The following is a 24175-nucleotide window of genomic DNA, read 5'->3' as shown; positions in this document are numbered from 1 at the left end:
GGAAAGCTTTGGAAAACAAGAGAAAATTATTCAATATTCTGGATCTGCTCGCGCATCTGCTCGATAAGGACTTTCAGCTCGACGGCGGACTGGGTCACTTCGGCGTTGATGGACTTGGAACCCAGGGTGTTCGATTCGCGGTTGAACTCCTGCATCATGAAGTCGAGACGGCGACCGCAGGCGCCACCCTTCTTCATGATCTTGTTGGTCTCGCTGATGTGCATCTCCAGACGATCCAGCTCTTCGGCCACGTCGATCTTCTGGGCCAGCAGCACGATCTCCTGCTCGATGCGGGCCGGATCCAGCTCGACTTTGGCTTCGGCCAGACGGTCGGTGAGCTTCTGGCGCTGCCACTCGATGATCTGCGGCAGATGGACGCGCACCTTCTTCACTTCCACCTGAATGCCGGCCAGACGCTGTTCGATCAGGGCCTTGAGGTTGGCCCCTTCGCTGGCGCGGGAGGCGAGGAAATCTTCCATGGTCTGGTCAAAACCGCCGAGCAGCTCGGTGGCGACCGCGTCCATGTCCTGCTCGGCGGCAGCCATGACGCCCGGCCAGCGCAGTACATCGACCGGGTTGAGCTGGCCCTGGCCCGCCTCTTTCATTACCCAGCTGGCGCTGTCGATAATCAGCTTGGCCAGCTCTTCATTGATATGGAGCTGGCTGGCTGCGGCCTGAGCGGCCTCGAAGCGCAGGTTGCACTCCACCTTGCCGCGCTGCAGTTTGGCGCGGAAACGCTCACGCAGAACCGGCTCCAGGCTGCGCAGTTGCTCCGGCAGGCGAATGTAGGTCTCCAGATAACGCTGGTTGACCGAACGAATTTCCCAAACGGCTGTGCCCCAGTCGCCCTTGAGTTCCTTGCGGGCGTAGGCGGTCATGCTGTGAATCATTGATTGTTCCGGGCTTGATGAAGTGTGGCGGGATTATACCCAGCGGGGGCCGGTGCGTCAGCCGAAGTGTTGGTTTTAGCGGCTGATATTTGGGCCGCGATGGCTTATACTCCTGCGCCAATTCAGCCAGCCCAGAGGTCCGTCCCATGTCACGTCCAAGCGATCGCACTGCCGCGCAGCTTCGTCCGGTCACCATTACCCGCCACTTCACCAAGCATGCTGAAGGGTCCGTGCTGGTGGAATTCGGCAACACCCGCGTGCTCTGCACCGCCAGCGTCGACACCAGCGTGCCGCGCTTCCTGAAAGGGAAGAATCAGGGCTGGGTCACCGCCGAATACGGCATGCTGCCGCGCTCCACCCACTCCCGGATGAACCGTGAAGCGGCCTCCGGCAAGCAGAGTGGCCGCACTCTGGAGATCTCCCGGCTGATCGCCCGCTCCCTGCGCGCGGCGGTAGACCTGACAGCGCTGGGCGAGCACTCCATCACAGTTGACTGCGATGTGCTGCAAGCCGATGGCGGCACCCGTACCGCCTCCATTACCGGTGCCTGTGTGGCGCTGGTGGATGCGCTGAACTGGATGGTCGAGAAGGGCATGATCAAGCAGAGCCCGCTCAAGCAGATGATCGCTGCCGTTTCCGTCGGCATGTATCAGGGCGAGGCCATCTGCGATCTGGAGTACATCGAAGACTCCGCCGCCGAGACCGATATGAACGTGGTGATGACCGAAGATGGTCGCATCATCGAGGTGCAGGGCACCGCGGAGGCCGAGCCTTTCACCCATGAAGAGCTGCTGGAGATGCTGGCGCTCGCCAAGGGCGGCATCGCCGACATCATTGCGCTGCAGAAGCAGTCGCTCTCCTGATACTAGGATCTGTTGATGTTTCGGCACAAGTCGCGTTGCAGTGTCAAAGGATGCCAGGCTAGGCGCAGGATGCCGCCAATGGTTATTCCCTTGGCAAGTCCTGCAACAACGCATGGCATCCTTTGCCACGCAACCCGTAGGGACGGGGCGGTTTTTGTGCATAACGTCGTTATTCGATGCCTCGTTTGGATTACCAAACTTCGCATCTCATGCCTAGTTCTGCGCAAAAACCGACTCCGTCGCGGCCGTGACGAAGCGTCAACAGATCCTGCAAACGCGGCATTGACCGCGTTTTTTTATACCCCCACACAAGACAACGACAAGCCAAGCAAGGAGCCAGAATGAAAGCCTACCAGCGTCAATTTATCGAGTTCGCCCTGGAGAAACAGGTCCTCAAATTCGGTGAATTTACCCTGAAATCCGGTCGTAAAAGCCCCTACTTCTTCAACGCCGGTCTGTTCAACAGCGGCCGCGATCTGGCCCGTCTCGGCCGCTTCTATGCCGCCGCCCTGATGGATGCCGGTATCGAGTTCGATGTGCTGTTTGGCCCGGCCTACAAGGGGATCCCCATCGCCTCCGCCACCGCCGTGCAGCTGGTGGAGCAGCACGATGTGGATGTGCCCTGGTGCTTCAACCGCAAGGAGGCCAAGGATCACGGCGAGGGTGGCAATCTGGTGGGCAGCCCGCTCAAGGGGCGCATCATGCTGGTGGACGACGTTATCACCGCCGGTACCGCCATCCGCGAATCCATGGATCTGATCCAGGCCAACGGCGCCTCGCTGGCGGGCGTGCTGATCGCGCTGGACCGTCAGGAGAAGGGCAAGGGCGAGCTCTCCGCGATTCAGGAGGTGGAGCGTGACTACGGCGCCCACATCATCGCTATCATCCAGATGAGCGACCTGATCCAGTATCTGGAAGAGAAGCAGGCCGAACGGCCGGAGCTGGCTGAGCAACTGGTTGCCATGAAGGCTTACCGCGCCCAGTACGGTATCTGAGTTCCGCTCACACCGCGCAATAGCTGAATGCGGCGCCCGTTTGTTCTCTGGCAGCAAACGGGCGCCGTTTTTTTCATCTGCAAAAAGTGGATCATGTGGCTTGAGCTTGCCCTTACAGTAAAGGTTAGGGTTTGCTAGTCGGCGTTTTGTGGTGCCGACGGGTTCCGGGGAGGAACAACATGACCACTCATCTTCAATCACCCATTCATCTGCAGTTGCCGCTCAGCGGCATGAGCTGCGCCAACTGCGCAGGCCGCATCGCGACCAGCCTCAACAAACTCGACGGGGTATCGGCCACCGTCAACTTCGCGCTGGAGCAGGCGGCCATCGAGCTGGCCAGCCCCGACCGTCTGCCTGCGGTGCTCGACAGCATCAAGAGTCAGGGTTATGACTACGGTAGCGAGACCTTTTTGTTTCAAATTACCGGTATGACTTGTGCCGGTTGTTCGGCTCGACTGAACAAGATGCTGGCCGCGCTGCCCGGCGTTATCTCGGCCGAGGTCAATTTCTCCATCGAACAGGCTCGGATCGTGCTGGTCCCCGGGATGCAGACCCCGGCCGCTTTGCGCGAGCAGATCGAAGCGCTCGGCTTTGGCGCCCAGCTGGCACAAGGCTCGGCCAGCGGTCGCCGCCAGCAGTTGCTGGAGCGGGAAGCGCAGGAGGCCGCCACTGCCCGTCAGGCGCAAACCTGGGTCATCATCTCGGCTTTGCTGACCCTGCCGCTGCTGGTGGGGATGCTGGCCATGGCCGGGTTGTTCCCCTGGCATCTGCCCGCCTGGCTGGAGTTGCTGCTCGCCACCCCGGTGCAGTTCTGGATCGGTGCCCGCTTCTATCGCGGCGCCTGGCTCGCCATCAAGAACCGCGCCGCCAATATGGATGTGCTGGTGGCTACCGGCACCAGCGCCGCCTACTTCTACAGTCTCTATCTGTTGTTGACGCTGGGGATGGCTGCCAGCGGCAAGCTCTATTTCGAGGCGAGCGCCATCATCATTACCTTGATTTCGTTGGGGAAACTGCTGGAGGCTCGGGCCAGACGCAGCACCCAGTCCGCCATTCGCGAACTGATGGCGCTGCGGCCGGAAACCGCCACCGTCTGGCGTGGCGAGAGCTGGCAGAGCGTCGCCATTGACGAGGTGCTGCGCGGCGATCGGCTGCGGGTGCTGGTGGGTGAGCGGGTGCCGGTGGACGGCAAAATCGTGAGCGGCGCCAGCGAGCTGGACGAGTCGATCCTCACCGGCGAGAGCCTGCCGGTGCCGCGCGGCGAGGGCGACAAGGTGCTGGGCGGTGCCATCAACCGCTCCGGCGTGCTGGAAATTGAAGCCACTACGGTGGGGGAGGACTCCAGCCTCAGCAAGATCATCGCATTGGTGGAGAGCGCCCAGATGGGCAAGGCGCCGCTGCAACAACTGGTGGACAAGGTCTCCGCCGTGTTCGTGCCGGTGGTGATGGCCATCGCCCTGTTCACCCTGCTGGTATGGTACGCCATCAGCAACGATTTCGGTCAGGCGCTGCTGGCAGCGGTGGCGGTGCTGGTGATCGCCTGCCCCTGTGCGCTGGGGCTGGCCACACCGGCGGCCATCGTCACCGGTACCGGCGTCGCGGCGCGTCACGGCATTCTGATCAAGGATGTGGATACCCTGCAGAAGGCCCACGCCATCAAGGCGCTCATCTTCGACAAAACCGGCACACTCACTCAAGGCAAGCCGGTGTTGGCCAGCTGGAGCGGCAACGATGAGCCGCTGCGCCTCGCCGCCGCCCTGCAGCAGGCGAGCGAACACCCGCTGGCGCTGGCCATGCGCGAGGCGGTCGGCAAAGAGGCGGTGCTGCCCCAGCCGGAAGCTGTCGAGGTGTGGGTCGGTGCCGGTATTGTTGGTCAGGTCGCCGGCCACAGGGTCGCCATCGGCAATGGCTCCCTGCTGGCCCAGCTCGGCATTGAGGTGCCACAACAGGATGAACAACCCGCCGACGGCGCGACCCGGGTCTGGGTGGCCATCGATGGTGCGGTGGCTGGCATAGCTGCCTTGGCGGATACCCTGCGCCCCGAGAGTCCTGAAGCCATCGCCACCCTGCGCCAGCGCGGCATCGCCAGCTGGCTGGTGAGCGGCGATGCTCCGGCGCCGGTGGCCCATATCGCCGCCAAGCTGGGGCTGGACGGGGCCTTCGACTCCGTGCTGCCGGCCGGCAAGGTGGAGAAGGTCGCGGCGCTGCGGGCGCAAACCCGCGGGCTGGTGGCCATGGTGGGGGACGGGGTGAACGACGCCCCGGCGCTGGCGGCGGCGGATGTCGGCATCGCCATGGGCTCCGGCTCCGACGTGGCGATGGAGACCGCCTCCATCACCCTGATGCGATCTGACCCGCGGTTGGTGGCCGATGCCATCGATATCTCGGCGGCGACCTGGCGCACCATCCAGCAGAATCTGTTCTGGGCCTTCGTGTTCAACATCATCGGCATTCCGCTGGCGGCACTGGGTTATCTCAGCCCCGAGCTGGCGGGGGCGGCCATGGCCCTGAGCAGCATCACAGTTTTGAGCAATTCCCTGTTACTGAAACGCTGGCAGCCACGGGCACTTGCCCAGGTCAGCCACAATGTCAGCACTGAATCGAACCGTTAAGGAGTCATCCATGAACATCAGCAAGGTAGCCAAGGCCACGGGACTGACCGCCAAAACCATCCGTTACTACGAGAGCATCGGCCTGATCTCGGCACCGGTGCGCAGCGACAACGGTTACCGCAGCTATACCGAATCGGCCCTGCGCGAGCTGCGTTTCGTCAAGCGGGCGCGGGAGACCGGCTTCAATCTGGAGGAGTGTCAGGAGCTGCTGGCACTCTATCGGGACGAGCACAGAACCAGCGCCCAGGTGAAGAAGCTGGCGCAGGAGAAGATCGTCGATCTGCGTGCTCGCATCGCCGGGCTGCAGGCGATGCTCAGCTCGCTGGAGGGGCTGGTCTGCTGCTGTCACGGGGATGAAAACCCCGAGTGCCCGATCCTCGACGAGCTGGAGCGCGGTTGAGTAACTGCTTAATAAAAAACGCTTTATTGTTGCTCAATGAGGGGTAGTGGTAGACTGCTTGGCTCTTGTACAGGAGTACTCAGTTGACCCAGAGTGTGACACGCCAGGTCAGGCAGGCCATCATGGTCCAGCTCTACACCCATGCTTCGTTCAGTCTGCCCTGTCTGGGCTTGCTGGCGTTTGGCTGGAGTCTGCTTTTTCACGACTACCTGCCCGCCAGTGAAGCGCTCGGGTGGCTGGTCGGGGTGTTGCTGTTGCTGCTGTGCCGCGGCTGGCATCTGCGCTGGCGCCAGCCCAGATTGCACCAGACGCCGCTGCCCCTGCTGGAGCGGGAGCTCTTTATCGGGGTGACCATCACCTCCATCAGCTGGGCGCTGGGTGTGCTGCTCTACATGGACAAGCTGCCCGACACCTATCGCGCGGCCATGATGATGCTCACCAGCCTGATCCTCACCGGCAGCGCCATCATGCTGTTTGGCAGTCGCCGCTCGCTCTACGGTGCCGTGTTGCCGCTCGGGTGCGCCATGCTGTTCGAGCTGGGGGCGGGCAACGAGCAGGAGCGGATCGTCTCCTGCATGCTGGCGGGCTACCTCTTCGTCTTTTTACCGACCCTGCTGCGCCGTCTGCGGCGGGATCAGATCGCCTCGCTTCACCACCGCTTCTCCAACGCCGAACTGGTGGCAGAGTTGAAAGCGGTTTCCGAACATCTGCGCCTCACCTCCCGTCTCGACGGCCTGACCGGCATTGCCAACCGTGCCCATCTCGACGACTGTCTGGAGCGCGCCTGGCGCCGCTGCCACCGTGCCCGGGCGCCGTTGTCGCTGGTGCTGGTGGATGTGGATTACTTCAAGCAGTTCAACGATCTCTATGGTCACCAGCTGGGGGATGACTGCCTGCAGCAGGTGGCTGGTTTGCTGGCCGAGGTGGAGCGACGCGAGGACGATCTGGCTGCCCGTTACGGTGGCGAGGAGTTTGCGTTGCTGCTGCCTTGCACCGGCATGCAGGGGGCGCTGCAGGTGGCGGACAATGTGCGGCAATCCCTCAAGGAGCTGGCTATTCCGCACCAGAAATCACTGGTCTCCGGTCGGGTCACATGTAGCTTTGGTGTTGCCACTCTGATACCGGACAACAGCATGAAAATCGCCGATTTGATCCAAAAAGCGGATGCGGCCCTCTATCAGGCCAAGCATAATGGGCGGGATCGAATCGAAGTAGCCTTGATGGGTAAGGTTGCCTGAGTTAATACAGACAGATTAAAGAGGTTGTCTATGCAATGTCATCGTATCGAAGAGCTGCTGGAGTTGTTGCAGCCTGCCTGGATCAAGGAACAGGATCTCAGCCTGGTGCAGTTTGTTGCCAAACTGGCCCAAGAGGCGGGTTTTGAAGGTCCCCTGTCCGAGCTGACCGACGACATGCTGATCTATCACCTCAAGATGCGGGAATCCGACAAGCAGGCGATGATCCCGGGTCTGGCCAAGGATCACGTGCCCGATTTCAAAGAGGCACTGCTCAAGGCCCGCGGAATCAAGTGAATCTTGAACAGAAGCACATCACCACAAGGTGATGTGCTTTTTTGTTGCCGAAATTTGCGATCCAACCCCAATATTAGATACATCTAATCCACACAATTAGCAGGTTGTTTAAGATATAATCCGCTCCATAACAAATAAGGGAGCGATGTCTTGCAATGGCCGATCACGAGAAAATCGATATCAAGGATGTCACCGACAAGAGCGTAACCGGGACTTTCAACCCCAATACGTTCAAAGCCAGCGATGACAGATTCAACCCCGGCAACCGTATCTACGTCCGGGCCCAGACCGGTTACTGGCAGCGGGTGCGCAAAGGGATGGGCTGGTTCTTCGTTGCCCTCTTCGTGCTGCTGCCCTGGCTGCGCTACGAGGGGCGACAGGCGGTGCTGTTCGACCTCGGCCATCAGCAGTTCCATGTCTTTGGTGCCACCATCTGGCCGCAGGATCTGACCCTGCTCGCCTGGCTCTTCATGATCGCCGCCTTCGGGCTGTTCTTTATTACCACCTTCCTCGGTCGGGTCTGGTGTGGCTATCTCTGCCCGCAGACGGTCTGGACCTTCATGTTCATCTGGTTCGAAGAGAAGCTGGAGGGGCCGGCCAACAAGCGGCGCAAGCTGGACGAAGCACCCTGGAGCGGCGAGAAGCTGGCTCGCAAGGGGGCCAAGCATCTGGCTTGGCTGCTCATCTCGCTGGTCACCGGCCTGACCTTTGTCGCCTACTTCCAGGATGTGACCCGGCTGGTGCCGGATGTGCTGACCCTCAAGGCGAGTGGCTGGGTGCTGTTCTGGGTGAGTTTCTTCACCATCATCACCTATGGCAACGCCGGCTGGATGCGCGCCATCATGTGTATCCACATGTGCCCCTATGCCCGCTTCCAGTCCGCCATGTTCGACAAGGATACCTTCATCGTCGGCTATGACCCCAAGCGGGGCGAGACCCGCGGTGCCCGCTCGCGCAAGGCCGATTACAAGGCGCTGGGGCTGGGTGATTGCATCGACTGCGACCTCTGCGTGCAGGTCTGCCCGACCGGTATCGATATCCGCGACGGTCTGCAGTACGAGTGCATCAACTGCGGCGCCTGTGTCGACGCCTGTGACCAGACCATGGAGCGGATGGGTTATCCGAAGGGGCTCATCAGCTACACCACAGAGCACAAGCTGGCCAACGACTCTACCCATGTGGCGCGGCCCAAGCTGATTGGGTATGGCCTGGTGATGGCCACCATGCTGGGGGTGTTTGCCTACAACGCCATGTCCATTATGCCGATGGGGCTCGATATCCTGCGGGATCGCAACCAGCTGTTCCGCGAGAACAACGACGGGCTTATCGAGAACACCTATACCCTCAAGATCCTCAACAAGACCCTGCAACCCCAGACTTACCAGCTGGATGTGGAGGGGTTGCCCGAGTATCAGTGGTTCGGCCCCCGTGAAGTGACCCTGAAGGCAGGCGAGATCTACACCCTGCCGGTCAGTCTGGCGGTGGATCCCTACAACCTGAAGCGGCCGACGCTGGATATCCAGTTCGTGCTCAAACGGGAAGGGGCTGCCCCCGATGACAGCAAGGGCAACCTGCGTCAGGGCAGCAAGTTTATCGGCCGGTTGTAACGGTCTGGCCTGCCGCCATGCACGGCAATGGCGGGCAGTAGTGATAGAATGGGGCGCAACGGCGCCCCTTTCTTATGGTGGATGACATGCGTTTCAACTATTCCGATCTCACTCCCGACCTCATCATGGATGCGCTGGATCTCAGCGGTCTGCGGCTCGACTCCGGTCTTATCGAGCTCAACAGCTACGAAAACCGGGTCTACCAGTTTCAGGATGAGGATCGTCGCCGCTATGTGGTGAAGTTCTACCGACCCGGCCGCTGGAGCCGGGCCCAGATCCTCGAAGAGCACGAGTTTGCCGCCCGCCTCTGTGAGGAGGAGATCCCGGTCGCCGCGCCGCTCGCTTTTGCTGGCGAGACCCTGCTGGAGCATGAGGGCTACCCGTTTGCCATCTGGCAGAGCGTCGGGGGACGCCAGTTCGAGGTGGACAACCTCGACCAGCTGGAGTGGGTGGGGCGCTATCTTGGCCGCATCCATCAGCTCGGAGCCAGCAAGCCGTTCCACCACCGGGTTCGCCTCGACGTGGATAGCATGCTGCACGAGCCGCGTCAGCTGCTGGCGTCTGGCGAGTGGTTGCCAAGCGGGCTGGCCAAGCAGTTCTTCGGCGTGCTGGACGAGCTGATCAAGCATGTCAGCGACGCCATGACCCTCGATGTGGCGCAGATCTCCCTGCATGGAGACTGCCACCCGGGCAACATCCTCTGGCGTGATGGCCCCATGTTTGTCGACCTCGATGATTGCCGCACCGGCCCTGCCGTTCAGGATCTCTGGATGATGCTGAATGGCGAGCGCAACGAACAGCTGATCCAGCTCGACACCCTGCTGGCTGGCTACGAGGAGTTCATGGAGTTCGACACGCGCGAGCTGGCGCTCATCGAGCCGCTGCGGGCGATGCGCATCGTCCACTACATGGCCTGGCTGGCACGGCGCTGGGAAGACCCGGCCTTCCCCCGTCACTTCCCCTGGTTCAATACCGATCACTACTGGCGCCAGCAGATAGCGACCCTGCACGACCAGCTGGAGGCGCTCAAGGCTCCGCCGCTCACCCTGACGCCCGGCTGGTGAACCAGCTAGAGGGGCTGGGGGATGAGTCAGCAGCTGTTATGCGCGGGCTGTCGCCGCTCCTGATCACCGGCGGGCAGCGAGGGGAGGAGATGAGCGGCAAGAGGGACTCAATCTCCTGTTCTGGCCATTGACTGGGCAGAGGTGACGCAATAGGCTTGGCACTGCTTCGGTTCGCCGGGCGTGCCTCACAGTGATCCCTTAACAGGAAACATCATGAAAAAAATCCTATTTTTCCTTGCTGCCATGCTGATGATCCCCATGGTTCACGCCGCCCCCGAGTTCAAGGAAGGCGTCAACTACGATGTGGTTAAACAGACTGGTACCGCCCAGCCGGAAGTGATGGAGTTCTTCTCCTACTACTGCCCGCACTGCGCCACCTTTGAACCGATCGTCGAGCAGATGAAAGCCGAGCTGCCCAAGGGCGTCGCCCTGAAGAAGAACCCGGTCGGTTTCCTCGGTCGTGAAATGGGCCCGGAGATGCAGCGTGCCTACGCCGTTGCCAGCCTGCTCAACGCCGAAGCCAAGCTGACCCCGGCCATCTTCAACAAGATCCATGTTCAGCGTCAGCCGCCGATGAGCCGCGATGACGTGAAGCAGCTCTTCGTTGCTAACGGTGTACCGGCCGAAGAGTTTGACGGCGCCGTCGACAGCTTTGCCGTGTCCGGCATGGTCTCCCAGTTCGATCGCAACATGGAGAGCTACAACATCCGTGGCGTACCGGCCTTCCTGGTGAACGGCAAGTACATGATCAAGATTGAATCCATCTCCTCTCAGGAGCAGTTCAACCAGCTGGTGAAATTCCTGCTGGCCAAGAAAGACTGATCACTCTTGAATCGATAAAAAAGCCCGCCGGTGCAAACCGGCGGGCTTTTTGTTTTCTGGCAATCTGGCAGGTCAGACCCCGACGTGGAACGCTTGCTTGAGGTTGCGGATAAACTCCGCATCCCGGCAGAGGGTCTTGCCCGGGCTGTCGGAGATCTTGGCAACCGGGCCGCCATTGCACTCGATCAGCTTGAACACGATGTTCATCGGGCTGACGCCGGGCAGGTCGCAGGTGAGCTTGGTGCCGATGCCGAAGCTGGTGTTGATGCGGCCGCGGAAGTGGCGGAACAGCTCGACCGCCTTGTCGAGATTGAGGCCATCGGAGAAGACCAGGGTCTTCTCGGCTGGATCGATGCCGAGGCGCTGATAGTGGCTGATCGCCTTCTCGCCCCATACCACGGGATCGCCGGAGTCGTGGCGCAAGCCCTGATAGCGGCTGGCCAGCTCGAAGTCGAAGTCGCGCAGGAAGGCATCCATGGTGATGCAGTCGGTCAGCGCGATGCCGAGATGGTCGGTGAACTCGTCCAGCCAGCTGGTGAGGGCGGCGCGCTGGCTGTGTTCGAGCGGGAAGCCGAGCTGCTGGTGAGCCTGGAACCACTCGTGGGCCTGGGTGCCGACGGCAGGCAGCTGGTACTTCTGGGCCAACATGTAGTTGCTGGTGCCGCGAAACGCCGGCAGCCGCTCCTTGAGGCGCCCCACCACGGCATCCTGTACCGCGTGTGAGAAGCGGCGGCGGGTGCCGAAGTCGATGAGGTTGAACTCGCTCATCTCGTCGCGACTCAGCTCTCGCTCCAGCTTGTCGAGCTTCTGATCGAGCCGCTCCAGCGCGTGGCTGACGCCAAACTGGGGGTAGCGGAAGCGGTTGCGCATCTCGCTGATGATGGCGAGCACCGGGATCTCCCACAGGATCACGTCCTGCCACGGCCCCTCGACCCGCACATTGATGCGGCCATCCTGTTCGAACACCTTCAGCAGGGAGGCGTCGAGCGGCTTGCGGCGCAGATGGTCGAGGTAGTCAGGGGTGAAGAAGGGGCGCTCGGCCAGAAAGTGGTGCTCGGATTTGGTCAGCCGCAGGGAGCCGGCGAGGCGCAGTTGCTCCTCGATCTGCCCCATCATGGGCAGCAGGTCCTCTTCGTTGCGGCTGTGGAATTCAGCCACCACCTCGGCATCCGGATAGCGATGAAACACCGCTTGCTGCATGTGCAGCTTGTAGGCGTCGGTGTCGAGCAGGCTGGTTAGAATAGGGGGCATATCAGGCGTCCAGCAGGCGTTGAACATCGGTCAGGGTCTGGGCCAGTTCGGCGCCAGCCTCGATCATCTGGGTGTGGGCGCTGGCAATCGTCTCGGGCGCAATGCCACGGCAGGCATCGAGGTGGACGATCACCCGGAAACCGGCGCGGCGCAGTTGCAGCACGCTGGTCTTGACGCAGTAGTCGGTGGCCAGGCCGCCGACCAGCACAGTGGTGACACCACGGGCTTGCAGGAATTCGATGAGGCCGGTGCTGCGGCGCTCGGCCAGATCGTGGAAACAGGTGCCATAGGGGTGCAGATCCGGCTCGACTCCCTTCCAGATGAAGAAGTCGTAATCGATAGGGGCGGGCAGGCCGTCGAGCAGCTCGAACCCCTTGCTGCCGGGGACGCAGTGTACCGACCAGGTGAGATCGGCGTTAGGAAAATCAAGCGGTTGCAGCATGGTAGCAGGCTCGCTGGCCACCCAGACCGCATTGGCGGGGTGGGCATCCTTGCTGCCGATGCGCAGGCTGGCGAGGGTGGCCTGAGCGTTGAGGGCCGCCACAATATCATCCCCGCCCGCGACGGGCAGTTCGTTCGGGCAGAGAGGGGTAAAGCCCTTCTGCGCATCAATATCCAGACTGGCGACGGTTCCCATGATTGGCTCCTGCACATACTATTCGTGTGATATTATCTACCAAACATTAATGGAAGGCGAGCAGGGCGATCGGGATGCTGAGAATGAGTCTGGATATGGTGGTGCTGCGGTTGCATGAGGAGCGGCTCGAACTGCTGCTCGAGACCCGCGATCGCCCCCCTTTTGCCAACTGCTGGCAACTGCCTGCCCTGCGTATCGACGAGACGCTGGACCGGGATCTGGACGCCGCCCAGCGCCGCCTGCTGGCGGAGTGGGGTCTGGGTGACTGCTACAGCGAGCAGGTCTGTACCCTCGGCAATCTGGAGCGGGATCCCCGTGGCTGGTCCACAACCCTGGTTTACCTCTGTCTGGTGGCGCCTGAAGTGGAGGCCCGCCATGGTTGCTGGCATCCAGTCTCTACCCTGCCGGGCATTAGCCTCGCCTTCGACCATCTCCAGCTCATCGCGAAGGGACTGGAGCGACTGCGTATCAAGAGCCGCTACAGTACCCTGCCGCTGCAACTGCTGGGTACCGAGTTCACCCTCTCCGAGGTGCAGCGTGCCTTCGAGATCATCCTGCAAACACCCATGAATACGGCCGCCTTTCGCAAGCGGATCCACCGCGCTGACATCCTGGTGGACACCGGCCGCAAGCGTACCGGCAAGCAGCGCCCCGCCATTCTCTACCGGTTGGAAAGCCCCTGCTGCGTGATGTTCGATCAGGTGATGCACGGAGCGGAAGCATGAGCGCATCCCCTGTTCGTGTGCTGGTCAGCGCGTGTTTGCTCGGTCAGCCTGTGCGCTACGACGGTCAAAGCAAGGGGATAGTCAGCGACTGGCTGAGTGAGCTGGGTGCCGAGGGGCGGGCTCTGGCCTTTTGCCCCGAAGTGGCGGGTGGTCTGCCGACCCCGCGCCCTCCTGCCGAGCGGCAGGGCGAGCGGGTAGTGACGGCGAGCGGGCTGGATGTGACTGCCGAGTTTGACCGTGGCGCCGAGCTGGCGCTGGAAATCTGTCAGGCGCAGGGTATTCGCTTCGCCTTGCTGAAAGAGGGGAGCCCCTCATGTGGCAGCGGCCGTATCTATAACGGCCGCTTCGAAGGTGTTTCTGTGGCGGGCGAGGGCAAGACCACCGCCCTGTTGCGCCGCCACGGTATTGCAGTGTTCTCCGAGGATCAGTTGGCCGAGTTGGCCTCGGCGCTCTCTTTGGATGCATCCCCGGATTTGGCGGCCACCGGCAGCGGCGCCTGACCGCTCTGCCACCCCTCCAGCACCTCGTCTTTCTCCTGCCAGCGCTGGTTTAGCCACTCCTGAAAACCGCGTTTGAACTGCTTGTCGTTGAAGTAATCCCCTATGAGGGCCTCATCCACCGGCAGCTCCTCGATCCGCACCTGAATGCGTTTTACCCGTCCCATCAGGAAGTCCTTGAACGGGGTCTCGGCGTTGTCCGGATAGCGGATGGTGACGTTGATCAGGCTGTCGAACTGCTCGCCCATGGCGGCCAGCGTAAAGGCCAGCCCTGCCGCTTTGGGCGGCATCAGGTGGCGATAGCGGGAGCGGGCAGCATCCCGTTTCTGCTCGGTGAAGCGGGTCCCTTCCACGAAATTGATGACGGTAGTGGGGATATGGCGAAACTTCTCGCAGGCATTGCGGGTGGTCTCGATATCCTTGCCGCGCAGGTGCGGGTTGCGCAGCAGGAATTCCCGTGAATAGCGGCGCATAAATGGCATATCAAGCCCCCAGCAGGCGAGCCCCAGCAGCGGGATGTAGATCAGCTCGTGCTTCATGAAGAACTTGGGCACCGGCAGCCGGTCGCGAAACAAGTGGCCGAGCACCACGATGTCGGTCCAGCTCATGTGGTTGCTGATGATGAGATACCAGCCATCCTTGCGCAGCCGGGTGCTGTCTTCCACCTGCCAGTCGATGCGGGTGGTGAGGCGGATCACCAGCGCGTTGCAGGCCAGCCACAGGCGCATGAAGCGGTTGTTGAGGCGGCTGCAGGCGCGGCCAAAGGCTGGCACCGGCAGCAGCAGTTTGGCCAGCGAAACCAGCAGGATCAGGCTGGCGCACAAGGCGGTAAAGAGAATGGTCAGGCCGGCGCTGATGAGCAGCACCAGCGGGCCGGGAAGCATGGATAACATGAGTGTTTACTGCGCCTTGGTTGCCAGCAGCTGGTTCAGGGTCTGGTCCTTCTCGTGCCAGATCCCGTTCAGCCACTGCTGAAACTCTTGTTGGAACTCGGGGTCATTGAAGTAATCCCCCACCAGTTTGCGGTCGATCGGCAAATAGCGGATCTGAACCTTGATTTGCCCGACCCGGCCACACATGAAATCCCAGTAGCTGGGAATGCCCTCCGGGTAGGCGATGGTGACATCCACCAGTTGATGCAACTGGTCACCCATGGCGGCCAGAGTAAAGGCGATGCCGCCTGCGCGCGGATGGAGCAGGTGACGATAGGGCGAACCCTGCTTCTGATGTTTGCCCTTGGTGAAGCGGGTGCCTTCGACGAAGTTCATCACACTCACTGGAATGTGGCGGAACCGGGCACAGGCTTTACGGGTTGTCTCTATGTCTTTTCCCTTCAGATGGGGATGCTTTTCCAGAAATTTCCTGGAATATCGCCGCATGAAGGGGAAGTCGAGCGCCCACCATGCCAGACCGAGAAAAGGTACCCAAATCAGCTCTTTCTTGAGGAAAAACTTCAGGAAGGGAATTTTTTGGTTAAAAACCCGCTGCAGTACCAGTATGTCGACCCAGGATTGATGGTTGGCAATCACCATATACCACTCATTCCGGCGCCCTTTGTCCACTCCGACCACATCGAAAGGGGTTCTGATGATGGTTTTCTGGATCAGATTGTTGAAACCTATCCAGCAGCTGGCACAGCCATCCAGCAGCCAGTTGCAGAGGGTGCGCCACCCCTTGATGGGGAGCAGAAGTTTGAGCAGACCCAGCGAGAAGATGGGAACAAACCAGAAGAGGGTGTTGAAAAAATAGAGCAGGGTGGAGAGGCTGCCGCGCAGTCGCTCTATCAGCTTGTTGGGCATGAGTCGGGTCCGTCTTGCTGTCGATAAAGGGCCATCAAGTGGTCAGATCTGTGGCCATAATATCAGCCGATGGCCCGTGAGACCATTCAGAGCCGTTACGGGGTTGGACTCACCCTTTCCCTTCTGTCAGTTGCTGCGCAATCGCGACAGCAGCCTGTCCGTGGCCCTGTAACCGAGTGCCTCGATCAGGTGCTCCTTCTCGATGGTCTGCCGTCCTGCCAGATCGGCGATGGTGCGCGACACCCGCAGGATGCGGTGCCAGGCCCGGATGCTGAGCCCCAGCTTCTGGATGGCATTCTCCAAAAATTCGGCATCTTGCGCTGATAAGCGGCAAATATCCTCTATCTCGCGGCTATCAAGCCGGTTGTTGAGCTTGCCGTTGCGGCTCAGCATGCGCTCCCGTGCCGCCAGCACCCGATCACGGATCTGCCGGCTCGACTCCCCCCGCTCCGCCTTGCCGGTCAGGCTCCCCTTGGGCAGCAGCGGCACCTCCACCGTCAGGTCGAAGCGGTCGAGAAAGGGGCCGGAGAGCTTGCCGAGGTAGCGCAAGATCTGATCCGGGCTGGAGCGGGTCTGGCCGTCACCATAGTGGCCGCAGGGGCTGGGGTTCATGGCGCCCACCAGCTGGAAGCGGGCGGGGAAATCCACCTGACGGGCGGCCCGGCTGATGGTGATGTGGCCGGTTTCCAGCGGCTCGCGCAGGGAGTCGAGCACCTTGCGCTCAAATTCTGGGAGCTCGTCCAGAAACAGCACCCCGTTGTGGGCCAACGAAATTTCTCCGGGCCGCGGGTGGCTGCCACCGCCCACCAGCGCCACCGCCGAGGCGCTGTGGTGGGGCGTGCGATAGGGTCTGTGGTGCCAGTGACCGGCGCGCGGGGTGAGGCCGCCGATGGAGTGGATGGCGGCGGTCTGCTGCGCCTCCTGCTCGCTCAGCGGTGGCAGAATGCCGGGTAGACGGCTGGCCAGCATGCTCTTGCCGGTCCCGGGCGGGCCGATGAACAGCAGGTTGTGGCTGCCGGCGGCGGCTATCTCCAGTGCCCGCTTGGCCTGTGACTGGCCGATCACATCCTGCAGATCCGGTACATCGGGCAGGCTCTCCGCGCTTTGTTGATCCGGCAGTGGCAGTTCGTACTGGCCGGCCAGCCAGGCGGTGACGGCCAGCAACTGGTGGGCGGTGCGCACCTCGGCATCCTGAATCAGGGAGGCTTCGGGGCCGTTCTCCCGCGGTACCAGCAGGGTGCGTCCCGCATCGCGGCAGGCGAGCACGGCGGGCAGCACACCGAGCACAGGGCGAATTTCGCCGGTCAGAGCCAACTCGCCTAAAAATTCGTGATCGAGCAGGTATTTTGCAGGTATTTGTTTGGAAGCAGCGAGAATCCCAATGGCGATGGCCAGATCGAAACGGCCCCCCTCCTTGGGTAGATCAGCGGGGGCCAGATTGACCGTGATGTGTTTGCTCGGAAACTCGAAATTGCCGTTGAGCAGGGCGCTGCGCACCCGATCCCGCGACTCCTTCACTGAGGTTTCCGGCAGGCCGACCATGTTGAAGGCGGGCAGGCCGTTGGAGAGGTGAACTTCCACTGTAACTTGCGGGGCCGCGATCCCGAGGCTGGCACGGCTATAAACCACAGCTAATGACATAAATCCCGTCCTTGAGTTGATATATGTTCTGACTAACTGCTTATTGTTGGTTTTTTATTCCAGAGTTCCGGCTGAGGAATAGCCAAAATCAGTGGGTTGTCACAGAAAAAAGGCTTGCCCAATAAAAATCACCGTGCTAGTTCTAATAGCCATTCGCGGTAGAGACCGCCCCAATTTCACAGGATTTCCGGTTGTAACTATGAACATGGCCTCCCGTTTCGTCAGCATTATTGTGGTCCTAGTGGTGATTATTATCTCACCGCTCGGGGCTCGTTTAGCTGCACGGAACAAGGGATAGACCCACCACCGGACAGAACGAAACAAGCGACCCCCGAGCCTCACAGCTCGGGGGTTTTTTTTCGACCAAAGGACAGGATTTTCCACATGAACGGCGCGCAGTTTTTGGTACAGGCTCTCAAGAAACAGGGTGTGACCCAGGTATTTGGTTACCCGGGCGGGGCCATCATGCCGGTCTACGATGCTCTGTATGACGGTGGTCTGGCCCATCAGCTCTGCCGCCACGAGCAGGGCGCCGCCATGGCGGCGGTGGGTTACGCCCGCGCCTCCGGTCAGGTGGGGGTCTGCATCGCAACCTCCGGCCCCGGCGCCACCAATCTGGTGACCGGTCTGGCGGAGGCGCTGCTCGATTCGGTGCCGCTGGTGGCCATCAGCGGTCAGGTGCCCTGTGCCGCCATCGGCACCGATGCGTTTCAGGAGGTCGACGTGCTCGGCATGTCCCTCTCCTGCACCAAGCACTCCTTCATGGTGACCGATGCCGCCGATCTGGGGCGCGTGCTGGCAGAAGCTTTCGCCATCGCCACCGAAGGGCGCCCCGGCCCTGTGCTGATCGATCTCCCCAAGGATGTGCAGCTGGCCGCCGTGCCTGTCCAGAGCCCGCTGTTTGCGGTGGAGGAGCCCGAGCATCTCAATTCGGCCGAGCTGACGGCCGCCCGCACCCTGCTGGCTGCCGCCGAGCGCCCGGTGCTCTACGTCGGCGGCGGGGTGGGCATGGCCAATGCCGAGATGCAGTTGCGCGACTTTGCTGCCGCAACCGGCATGCCTGCAGTCACCACCCTCAAGGGGATTGGCGCGCTCGACCCCGATAGTTCCGTTTATCTGGGCATGCTTGGCATGCACGGCACCAAGGCCGCCAACTACGCGGTGCAGCAGTGCGATCTGCTGCTGGTGGTGGGCGCCCGTTTTGACGATAGGGTGACCGGCAAGCTGGAGGAGTTTGCTCCCGAGGCCAAGGTTATCCATCTCGATGTGGATGCCGCCGAGTTTGGCAAGCGCCGCGCTGCCGAGGTGGGTATCACCACGGATCTCAAACAGGTGCTGCCGCGCCTCGCCATGACTCTCGACATTGCCCCCTGGCGTGAACACTGTGCCGCCATGGCCCGCAAGTATGCGTTTCGCTACGACCATCCGGGTCAGGCCATCTATGCACCGGCCCTGCTCAAGCAGCTCTCCGCCCGGCTGCCGGAGAGCAGCGTGGTGGCCTGCGACGTGGGTCAGCACCAGATGTGGGTGGCCCAGCACATGCGCTTCACCAGTCCGCGCAACCACCTCTCCAGCGCCGGTCTCGGCACCATGGGCTTCGGTCTGCCCGCCGCTATCGGGGCCAAGATGTCGCGCCCGGAGGATGAAGTGGTGCTGGTTAGCGGTGACGGCTCTTTCATGATGAACGTGCAGGAGCTCGGCACCATCCGCCGGGCCCAGCTCAAGGTGAAGATGGTGCTGCTGGATAACCAGCGCCTCGGCATGGTGCGCCAGTGGCAGGAGCTGTTCTTCGACGGCCGCTACAGCGAGACCATCCTCTCCGACAACCCCGATTTCGTCGCCCTGGCTGCTGCTTTCGGCATTCCGGGTGAGACCATCACATGCAAGGAGCAGATAGCCGGAGCCCTCGATCGCCTGCTGGCAAGCGAGAGTGCCTACCTGCTGCATGTGGCTATTTCAGAGGAAGAAAACGTCTGGCCCCTGGTTCCACCGGGAGTCGCCAACCACCAGATGATGGAGCAACGCCCATGAACCCGCACACCCTTGCCCAGCCCGCATTTGCACAACACACCCTGCATATCCATGCCCAGCCCAGACCGGAAGTGATGGAGCGGGTACTGCGGGTGGTGCGCCACCGCGGCTTCAATCTCTGCGCCCTCACTATGGAGACGAGAGCGGAGCAGGATTGCCAACAGCTGCGGATCACGGTTACTGTCGAGTCGGTGCGTCCCATCCAGCAGTTGTGGAGCCAGCTGGTGAAGCTGGTGGACGTCTCCCGGGTCGATGCACTGGAACAGCAACCCCGGATCAGAGCTTAAGGAGCCAAGCCAATGTCACAGCCTTCCCAATCCGCCACTCACCCGCAATACATCTGGTTCAACGGCAAACTGGTGCCCTGGCAGGATGCCCAGGTGCACGTGATGAGCCACGCCCTGCATTACGGCTCCTCGGTGTTCGAGGGGGTGCGCGCCTACGACACCCCCAAAGGCACCTGCATCTTCCGTCTGCAGGAGCATACTCGCCGCCTGTTCGACTCCGCCAAGATCTACTGGATGGACGTCCCCTACAGCGAGTCCGAAGTGAATGAAGCCTGCCGCACCGTGGTGCGCGAGAACGGCCTGAAGAGCGGCTACCTGCGCCCGCTGGCCTTTGTCGGCAACGTGGGGCTGGGGCTGCATCCGCCGCTGGATGCCAAGGCTGACCTGATGGTCGCGGCTCTGCCGTGGGGTGCCTATCTGGGGGAAGAGGGGCTGAAAAACGGGGTGGATGTGTGCGTCACCTCATGGAGCCGGCTCGCGCCCAACACCATTCCCACCGGCGCCAAGGCGGGCGGCAACTATCTCTCCTCCCAGTTGATCAGTCGCGAAGCCAAGCGCAACGGCTTCGCCGAGGGGCTGGCGCTGGATGTGAACGGCTACCTGAGTGAAGGGGCGGGGGAGAACCTGTTCCTGGTGAAGAACGGCGTACTGTTCACCCCGCCTGCCACTGCCGCCATCCTGCCCGGCATCACCCGCGATACCATCATGACGCTGGCCCGCGATCTCGGTTATGAGGTGCGCGAGCAGGCACTGCCCCGTGAGGCGCTCTATGTGGCAGACGAAATCTTCATGACCGGCACCGCCGCCGAGGTGACCCCGGTGCGCTCCGTCGATCGGATGAAGGTGGGCGCTGGCAGCCGTGGCCCGGTGACAGAGCAGCTGCAAAACGCCTTCTTCGGCCTGTTCAATGGCAAGACCGAAGACAAGTGGGGCTGGCTGACGCCAGTTCACGACTGATGAGAGAGGGGAGGCGTCATGCCTCCCCGAGTCGCTTCCGGTGAGAGCTTCCCAGAGGAGCCTTCACCAGGATCGATTCAGATCCACTCGTATCATCACCGCATAACGCATCGAGCCCATATGGGCATTCAGGGAGTAGAGACAATGCCGAAGTTGAGATCCGCCACCACCACCCACGGACGTAACATGGCCGGGGCCCGCGCCCTGTGGCGTGCCACCGGAATGACCGATCAGGATTTCGGCAAGCCCATCATCGCCGTGGTCAACTCCTTCACCCAGTTCGTGCCGGGCCATGTCCACCTCAAGGATCTGGGTCAGCTGGTGGCGCGCGAGATCGAAGCTGCCGGCGGCGTTGCCAAGGAGTTCAACACTATCGCCGTAGATGACGGCATCGCCATGGGCCATGGCGGCATGCTCTACTCGCTGCCGTCGCGCGAGCTGATTGCCGACTCGGTGGAGTATATGGTCAACGCCCACTGCGCCGACGCCATGGTCTGTATCTCCAACTGCGACAAGATCACCCCGGGGATGCTGATGGCGGCCCTGCGCATCAACATCCCGGTGATCTTCGTCTCCGGCGGCCCGATGGAAGCGGGCAAGACCAAGCTCTCCGACCAGATCATCAAGCTGGATCTGGTGGACGCCATGATCCAGGGCGCCGACCCCAAGGTCTCCGACGCCCAGAGCGAACAGGTGGAGCGCAGTGCCTGCCCCACCTGCGGCTCCTGTTCCGGCATGTTTACCGCCAACTCCATGAACTGTCTGACTGAGGCGCTCGGCCTCTCCCAGCCGGGCAACGGCTCGCTGCTGGCGACCCACAGCGATCGTGAGCAGCTGTTCAAGCTGGCGGGCCAGCGCATCGTGACTCTGGCCAAGCGCTGGTATGAGCAGGACGATGCCTCGGCACTGCCGCGCAATATCGCCACCAAGGCGGCGTTCGAGAACGCCATGGCGCTCGACATCGCCATGGGTGGCTCTACCAATACAGTGCTGCACCTGCTGGCGGCGGCGCAGGAGGCGGGCGTCGACTTCACCATGGCCGATATCGACCGCATGTCGCGCAAGGTGCCGCAGCTCTGCAAGGTGGCGCCCTCCACCCAGAAGTACCATATGGAAGATGTGCACCGCGCCGGCGGCGTGGTCGCCATTCTGGGCCAGCTGGAAAAAGCGGGTCTGGTGCATGGCGATACCCGTACCGTGCTGGGTTGTTCCCTCGTCGAACAACTCAATGAATATGATGTCAGCCGTCAGCCGAGTCAGGAGGTGGTGGACTTCTACCGCGCTGGCCCGGCCGGCATCCGCACCACCAAGGCGTTCAGTCAGGATTGTCGCTGGCCAGAGCTGGATCTGGACAGAGCCGAAGGGTGCATCCGCTCGCTGGACAACGCCTACAGTCAGGAGGGCGGTCTGGCGGTGCTCTCTGGCAACCTCGCTGTCAATGGCGCCATCGTCAAGACTGCCGGGGTGGATGAGGAGAACCTCACCTTCCGTGGTCCAGCCCGGGTGTTCGAGAGTCAGGAGAGCGCGGTGAACGGCATCCTCGACGGTACCGTGAAAGCGGGCGAGGTGGTGGTGATCCGCTACGAAGGGCCGAAAGGGGGCCCGGGCATGCAGGAGATGCTCTACCCCACTACCTATTTGAAATCCATGGGATTGGGCAAGGCGTGTGCCCTGATTACCGACGGCCGCTTCTCCGGCGGCACCTCGGGTCTCTCCATCGGCCACGTCTCGCCGGAAGCAGCCTCTGGCGGCACTATCGGTCTGGTGGAGGATGGCGACATCATCAGTATCAACATCCCGGCCCGCAGCATGGTGCTGGAGGTGGCCGACAGCGTGCTGGCTGCCCGCCGCGTCGCTGTCGAAGCCCGTGGCTGGAAGCCGCTCGATCGTGAGCGTCAGGTCTCCTTTGCCCTGCGCGCTTACGCCATGTTCGCCACCAGCGCCGACAAGGGTGCGGTGCGCGATCGCACCCTGTTGGGGGAATAAATCATGGTCTCTGCGGCTGATTATCTACGCAAGGTGCTGCTCTCCCCCGTCTATGAGGCGGCGCGGGTCACCCCCTTGCAAACCCTGAAGAAACTCTCCGAGCGGCTCGGCAATCACGTCAGCCTGAAGCGGGAGGATCTGCAACCGGTCCACTCCTTCAAGCTGCGCGGTGCCTACCACAAGATCGCCACTCTGAATGAGGAGCAGAAGGCGCGTGGCGTTATCGCCGCCTCTGCCGGCAACCACGCGCAGGGGGTCGCCCTGTCGGCCGCCAAGCTCGGTATCAAGGCGATCATCGTGATGCCCAAGACCACGCCGGACATCAAGATCGACGCGGTGCGCCGTCAGGGCGGCAACGTCATGCTGTTCGGCAACAGCTTCGACGAGGCCTATGGCGAGAGTCGCCGCCTCTCCGAGCTGGAGGGCTACACCCTGATCCCGCCGTTTGACGACGTCGAGGTGATCGCCGGGCAGGGCACCATCGGCAAGGAGCTGTTGGAGCAGGATACCCACCTCACCCACGTCTTCGTGCCGGTGGGCGGCGGCGGGTTGGCCGCCGGGGTGGCGGTCTATATCAAGCAGCTGCTGCCGGATGTGAAGGTGATCGGAGTGGAGGCTGAAGGGTCTGCCTGCCTCAAGGCCGCGCTGGCGGCCGGCGAGCCGGTCAATCTGGAGCGGGTCTCCCTGTTTGCGGACGGGGTGGCGGTCAAGCGCATCGGCGAGGAGACCTTCCGCCTGTGCAACCAGTATCTGGACGAGGTGGTGACCGTCTCCAACGACCAGATCTGCGCCGCGCTCAAAGACATCTTCGATGACTGCCGCGCCATCGCCGAGCCGTCGGGGGCCCTGTCGCTGGCCGGCCTCAAGGCCTACAGCGAGCGGGAGCAGATCAAAGGGGGGCGGATGGCGGCCATTCTCTCCGGTGCCAACGTCAACTTCCACAGCCTGCGTTACGTGTCGGAGCGCTGCGAGATTGGCGAGAAGCGTGAGGGCATGCTGGCGGTGACCATCCCCGAGCGCAAGGGGGCCTTCCTCGACTTCTGCCGTCAGCTCGGGCCCCGTATGGTGACCGAGTTCAACTACCGCTATGCGGATGCCGAGCAGGCGTCGCTGTTCGTCTCGGTGCGCCTCACCGGCGGTGACGAGGAGCTCGGGCAGATCATCGATCAGCTCGGCGGCAACGGCTACCCGGTGGTCAACATGACCGAGAGCGAACTGGCCAAGAACCACGTGCGCTACATGATTGGCGGCCGCCCGGCCCGGCCCCTCGGCGAACGGCTCTACAGCTTCAAGTTTCCGGAGCAGCCTGGCGCTTTGATGCGTTTTCTCGAGACCCTGGGCTGTCGCTGGAACATCAGCCTGTTCCACTACCGCAACCACGGTGCCGACTACGGCCGGGTGCTCTGCGCCTTCGAGCTGCCGGACGAAGACGTGGCCGCCTTCCACGACTACCTGCGCGAGATTGGCTACGGTTGGAAAGAGGTGAGCGACGACCCCGCCTACCGGCTATTTTTGGCTAGTTGAGCAGGGGGGACTTCAACAACCCATCTGGAGGGAGGCACTAAATAGCTGTTCCGAA

At 62.0% G+C, this 24175-nt stretch carries 22 protein-coding genes; 16 read left to right on the top strand and 6 right to left on the bottom strand.

What is annotated here, in order from left to right:
• Nucleotides 1-26 precede the first annotated feature (26 nt).
• Nucleotides 27-890 (bottom strand): YicC/YloC family endoribonuclease, encoded by an 864-nt coding sequence (locus tag AACR93_RS17710; protein WP_042031958.1) that lies wholly within the window; start codon nt 888-890, stop codon nt 27-29.
• 146 nt (nt 891-1036) lie between these two features.
• Here AACR93_RS17710 and rph point away from each other — a divergent pair, with 146 nt between their 5' ends.
• The 9 genes from rph (at nt 1037) to AACR93_RS17665 (ending at nt 10785) form a co-directional block, all read left to right on the top strand.
• Nucleotides 1037-1753 carry a ribonuclease PH gene (rph, locus tag AACR93_RS17705; protein ID WP_026080315.1) on the top strand — a complete coding sequence of 239 codons (717 nt, stop codon included), beginning with the start codon at nt 1037-1039 and terminating at the stop codon, nt 1751-1753.
• 341 nt (nt 1754-2094) lie between these two features.
• Nucleotides 2095-2748: an orotate phosphoribosyltransferase gene (pyrE, locus tag AACR93_RS17700; RefSeq protein ID WP_043851530.1), complete on the top strand. Its 654-nt coding sequence runs from the start codon at nt 2095-2097 to the stop codon at nt 2746-2748.
• 179 nt (nt 2749-2927) lie between these two features.
• Nucleotides 2928-5360 (top strand): heavy metal translocating P-type ATPase, encoded by a 2433-nt coding sequence (locus AACR93_RS17695; protein WP_043851529.1) that lies wholly within the window; start codon nt 2928-2930, stop codon nt 5358-5360.
• A 10-nt stretch (nt 5361-5370) separates the two neighbouring features.
• Nucleotides 5371-5760: a Cu(I)-responsive transcriptional regulator gene (cueR, locus tag AACR93_RS17690; protein WP_041209465.1), complete on the top strand. Its 390-nt coding sequence runs from the start codon at nt 5371-5373 to the stop codon at nt 5758-5760.
• Between the two features lie 83 nt (nt 5761-5843).
• Nucleotides 5844-6998: a GGDEF domain-containing protein gene (locus AACR93_RS17685; RefSeq protein ID WP_041209466.1), complete on the top strand. Its 1155-nt coding sequence runs from the start codon at nt 5844-5846 to the stop codon at nt 6996-6998.
• Between the two features lie 30 nt (nt 6999-7028).
• Nucleotides 7029-7292 carry a YihD family protein gene (locus AACR93_RS17680; protein WP_005339598.1) on the top strand — a complete coding sequence of 88 codons (264 nt, stop codon included), beginning with the start codon at nt 7029-7031 and terminating at the stop codon, nt 7290-7292.
• A gap of 155 nt (nt 7293-7447) precedes the next feature.
• On the top strand, nt 7448-8899 hold the full coding sequence (ccoG, locus tag AACR93_RS17675; protein WP_042031955.1) for a cytochrome c oxidase accessory protein CcoG: 1452 nt from the start codon (nt 7448-7450) through the stop codon (nt 8897-8899).
• A 74-nt stretch (nt 8900-8973) separates the two neighbouring features.
• Entirely contained in the window at nt 8974-9963 is a 990-nt protein-coding gene (locus tag AACR93_RS17670; protein ID WP_043851528.1) for a serine/threonine protein kinase, read from the top strand.
• A gap of 213 nt (nt 9964-10176) precedes the next feature.
• A complete protein-coding gene (locus AACR93_RS17665; protein WP_043851527.1) occupies nt 10177-10785 on the top strand; it encodes a thiol:disulfide interchange protein DsbA/DsbL in 609 nt (202 codons plus the stop codon).
• 72 nt (nt 10786-10857) lie between these two features.
• On the opposite strand, the gene pncB is transcribed toward AACR93_RS17665, so the two are convergent.
• Both pncB and AACR93_RS17655 read right to left on the bottom strand, forming a co-directional pair.
• Nucleotides 10858-12036: a nicotinate phosphoribosyltransferase gene (pncB, locus tag AACR93_RS17660; protein ID WP_041209470.1), complete on the bottom strand. Its 1179-nt coding sequence runs from the start codon at nt 12034-12036 to the stop codon at nt 10858-10860.
• 1 nt (nt 12037) lies between these two features.
• Nucleotides 12038-12673, bottom strand: coding sequence for a nicotinamidase (locus AACR93_RS17655; RefSeq protein ID WP_043851526.1), 636 nt, complete (start codon nt 12671-12673; stop codon nt 12038-12040).
• A gap of 74 nt (nt 12674-12747) precedes the next feature.
• On the opposite strand from AACR93_RS17655, the gene AACR93_RS17650 reads away from it, so the two are divergent.
• A complete protein-coding gene (locus AACR93_RS17650; RefSeq protein WP_043851525.1) occupies nt 12748-13398 on the top strand; it encodes an NUDIX hydrolase in 651 nt (216 codons plus the stop codon).
• Complete coding sequence (locus AACR93_RS17645) at nt 13395-13898, top strand: DUF523 domain-containing protein (RefSeq protein ID WP_043851524.1); 504 nt, start codon at nt 13395-13397, stop codon at nt 13896-13898. The genes AACR93_RS17650 and AACR93_RS17645 overlap by 4 nt, the downstream gene beginning before the upstream one ends.
• Here the strand turns inward: AACR93_RS17645 and AACR93_RS17640 are convergent.
• The 3 genes from AACR93_RS17640 to AACR93_RS17630 form a co-directional block, all read right to left on the bottom strand.
• Complete coding sequence (locus tag AACR93_RS17640; RefSeq protein WP_043851523.1) at nt 13823-14788, bottom strand: acyltransferase; 966 nt, start codon at nt 14786-14788, stop codon at nt 13823-13825. The two genes, AACR93_RS17645 and AACR93_RS17640, sit on opposite strands and share 76 nt — an antisense overlap.
• Nucleotides 14789-14794: 6 nt before the next feature.
• Nucleotides 14795-15694: an acyltransferase gene (locus AACR93_RS17635; protein WP_043851522.1), complete on the bottom strand. Its 900-nt coding sequence runs from the start codon at nt 15692-15694 to the stop codon at nt 14795-14797.
• 126 nt (nt 15695-15820) lie between these two features.
• Complete coding sequence (locus AACR93_RS17630) at nt 15821-17335, bottom strand: YifB family Mg chelatase-like AAA ATPase (RefSeq protein ID WP_043851521.1); 1515 nt, start codon at nt 17333-17335, stop codon at nt 15821-15823.
• Between the two features lie 384 nt (nt 17336-17719).
• On the opposite strand from AACR93_RS17630, the gene ilvG reads away from it, so the two are divergent.
• The 5 genes from ilvG to ilvA all read left to right on the top strand — a co-directional run bounded on the left by ilvG (nt 17720) and on the right by ilvA (nt 24120).
• A complete protein-coding gene (gene ilvG, locus AACR93_RS17625; RefSeq protein ID WP_043851520.1) occupies nt 17720-19366 on the top strand; it encodes an acetolactate synthase 2 catalytic subunit in 1647 nt (548 codons plus the stop codon).
• Nucleotides 19363-19653: an acetolactate synthase 2 small subunit gene (ilvM, locus tag AACR93_RS17620; protein ID WP_042079763.1), complete on the top strand. Its 291-nt coding sequence runs from the start codon at nt 19363-19365 to the stop codon at nt 19651-19653. Before ilvG ends, ilvM begins: the two co-directional genes overlap by 4 nt.
• Nucleotides 19654-19665: 12 nt before the next feature.
• Complete coding sequence (locus tag AACR93_RS17615; RefSeq protein ID WP_043851519.1) at nt 19666-20610, top strand: branched-chain amino acid transaminase; 945 nt, start codon at nt 19666-19668, stop codon at nt 20608-20610.
• 144 nt (nt 20611-20754) lie between these two features.
• Entirely contained in the window at nt 20755-22596 is a 1842-nt protein-coding gene (gene ilvD / locus AACR93_RS17610) for a dihydroxy-acid dehydratase (protein ID WP_043851518.1), read from the top strand.
• Between the two features lie 3 nt (nt 22597-22599).
• On the top strand, nt 22600-24120 hold the full coding sequence (ilvA, locus tag AACR93_RS17605; RefSeq protein ID WP_043851517.1) for a threonine ammonia-lyase, biosynthetic: 1521 nt from the start codon (nt 22600-22602) through the stop codon (nt 24118-24120).
• Nucleotides 24121-24175: the final 55 nt, after the last annotated feature.

Origin of the sequence: Aeromonas sp. L_1B5_3, assembly GCF_963866575.1 — a bacterium.
GTDB classification, from domain to species: Bacteria; Pseudomonadota; Gammaproteobacteria; order Enterobacterales; family Aeromonadaceae; genus Aeromonas; species Aeromonas jandaei.
Note: the sequence above shows the minus strand (reverse complement) of the source record. Positions and strands in the feature narration are given on the sequence as shown.

Bases quoted from the DNA above. Each gene is read 5' to 3' on its own strand.
- AACR93_RS17710 (WP_042031958.1), bottom strand. From the start codon at position 890: ATGATTCACAGCATGACCGCCTACGCCCGCAAGGAACTCAAGGGCGAC.
- rph (WP_026080315.1), top strand. From the start codon at position 1,037: ATGTCACGTCCAAGCGATCGCACTGCCGCGCAGCTTCGTCCGGTCACC.
- pyrE (WP_043851530.1), top strand. From the start codon at position 2,095: ATGAAAGCCTACCAGCGTCAATTTATCGAGTTCGCCCTGGAGAAACAG.
- AACR93_RS17695 (WP_043851529.1), top strand. From the start codon at position 2,928: ATGACCACTCATCTTCAATCACCCATTCATCTGCAGTTGCCGCTCAGC.
- cueR (WP_041209465.1), top strand. From the start codon at position 5,371: ATGAACATCAGCAAGGTAGCCAAGGCCACGGGACTGACCGCCAAAACC.
- AACR93_RS17680 (WP_005339598.1), top strand. From the start codon at position 7,029: ATGCAATGTCATCGTATCGAAGAGCTGCTGGAGTTGTTGCAGCCTGCC.
- ccoG (WP_042031955.1), top strand. From the start codon at position 7,448: ATGGCCGATCACGAGAAAATCGATATCAAGGATGTCACCGACAAGAGC.
- AACR93_RS17670 (WP_043851528.1), top strand. From the start codon at position 8,974: ATGGTGGATGACATGCGTTTCAACTATTCCGATCTCACTCCCGACCTC.
- AACR93_RS17665 (WP_043851527.1), top strand. From the start codon at position 10,177: ATGAAAAAAATCCTATTTTTCCTTGCTGCCATGCTGATGATCCCCATG.
- pncB (WP_041209470.1), bottom strand. From the start codon at position 12,036: ATGCCCCCTATTCTAACCAGCCTGCTCGACACCGACGCCTACAAGCTG.
- AACR93_RS17655 (WP_043851526.1), bottom strand. From the start codon at position 12,673: ATGGGAACCGTCGCCAGTCTGGATATTGATGCGCAGAAGGGCTTTACC.
- AACR93_RS17650 (WP_043851525.1), top strand. From the start codon at position 12,748: ATGCTGAGAATGAGTCTGGATATGGTGGTGCTGCGGTTGCATGAGGAG.
- AACR93_RS17645 (WP_043851524.1), top strand. From the start codon at position 13,395: ATGAGCGCATCCCCTGTTCGTGTGCTGGTCAGCGCGTGTTTGCTCGGT.
- AACR93_RS17640 (WP_043851523.1), bottom strand. From the start codon at position 14,788: ATGTTATCCATGCTTCCCGGCCCGCTGGTGCTGCTCATCAGCGCCGGC.
- AACR93_RS17635 (WP_043851522.1), bottom strand. From the start codon at position 15,694: ATGCCCAACAAGCTGATAGAGCGACTGCGCGGCAGCCTCTCCACCCTG.
- AACR93_RS17630 (WP_043851521.1), bottom strand. From the start codon at position 17,335: ATGTCATTAGCTGTGGTTTATAGCCGTGCCAGCCTCGGGATCGCGGCC.
- ilvG (WP_043851520.1), top strand. From the start codon at position 17,720: ATGAACGGCGCGCAGTTTTTGGTACAGGCTCTCAAGAAACAGGGTGTG.
- ilvM (WP_042079763.1), top strand. From the start codon at position 19,363: ATGAACCCGCACACCCTTGCCCAGCCCGCATTTGCACAACACACCCTG.
- AACR93_RS17615 (WP_043851519.1), top strand. From the start codon at position 19,666: ATGTCACAGCCTTCCCAATCCGCCACTCACCCGCAATACATCTGGTTC.
- ilvD (WP_043851518.1), top strand. From the start codon at position 20,755: ATGCCGAAGTTGAGATCCGCCACCACCACCCACGGACGTAACATGGCC.
- ilvA (WP_043851517.1), top strand. From the start codon at position 22,600: ATGGTCTCTGCGGCTGATTATCTACGCAAGGTGCTGCTCTCCCCCGTC.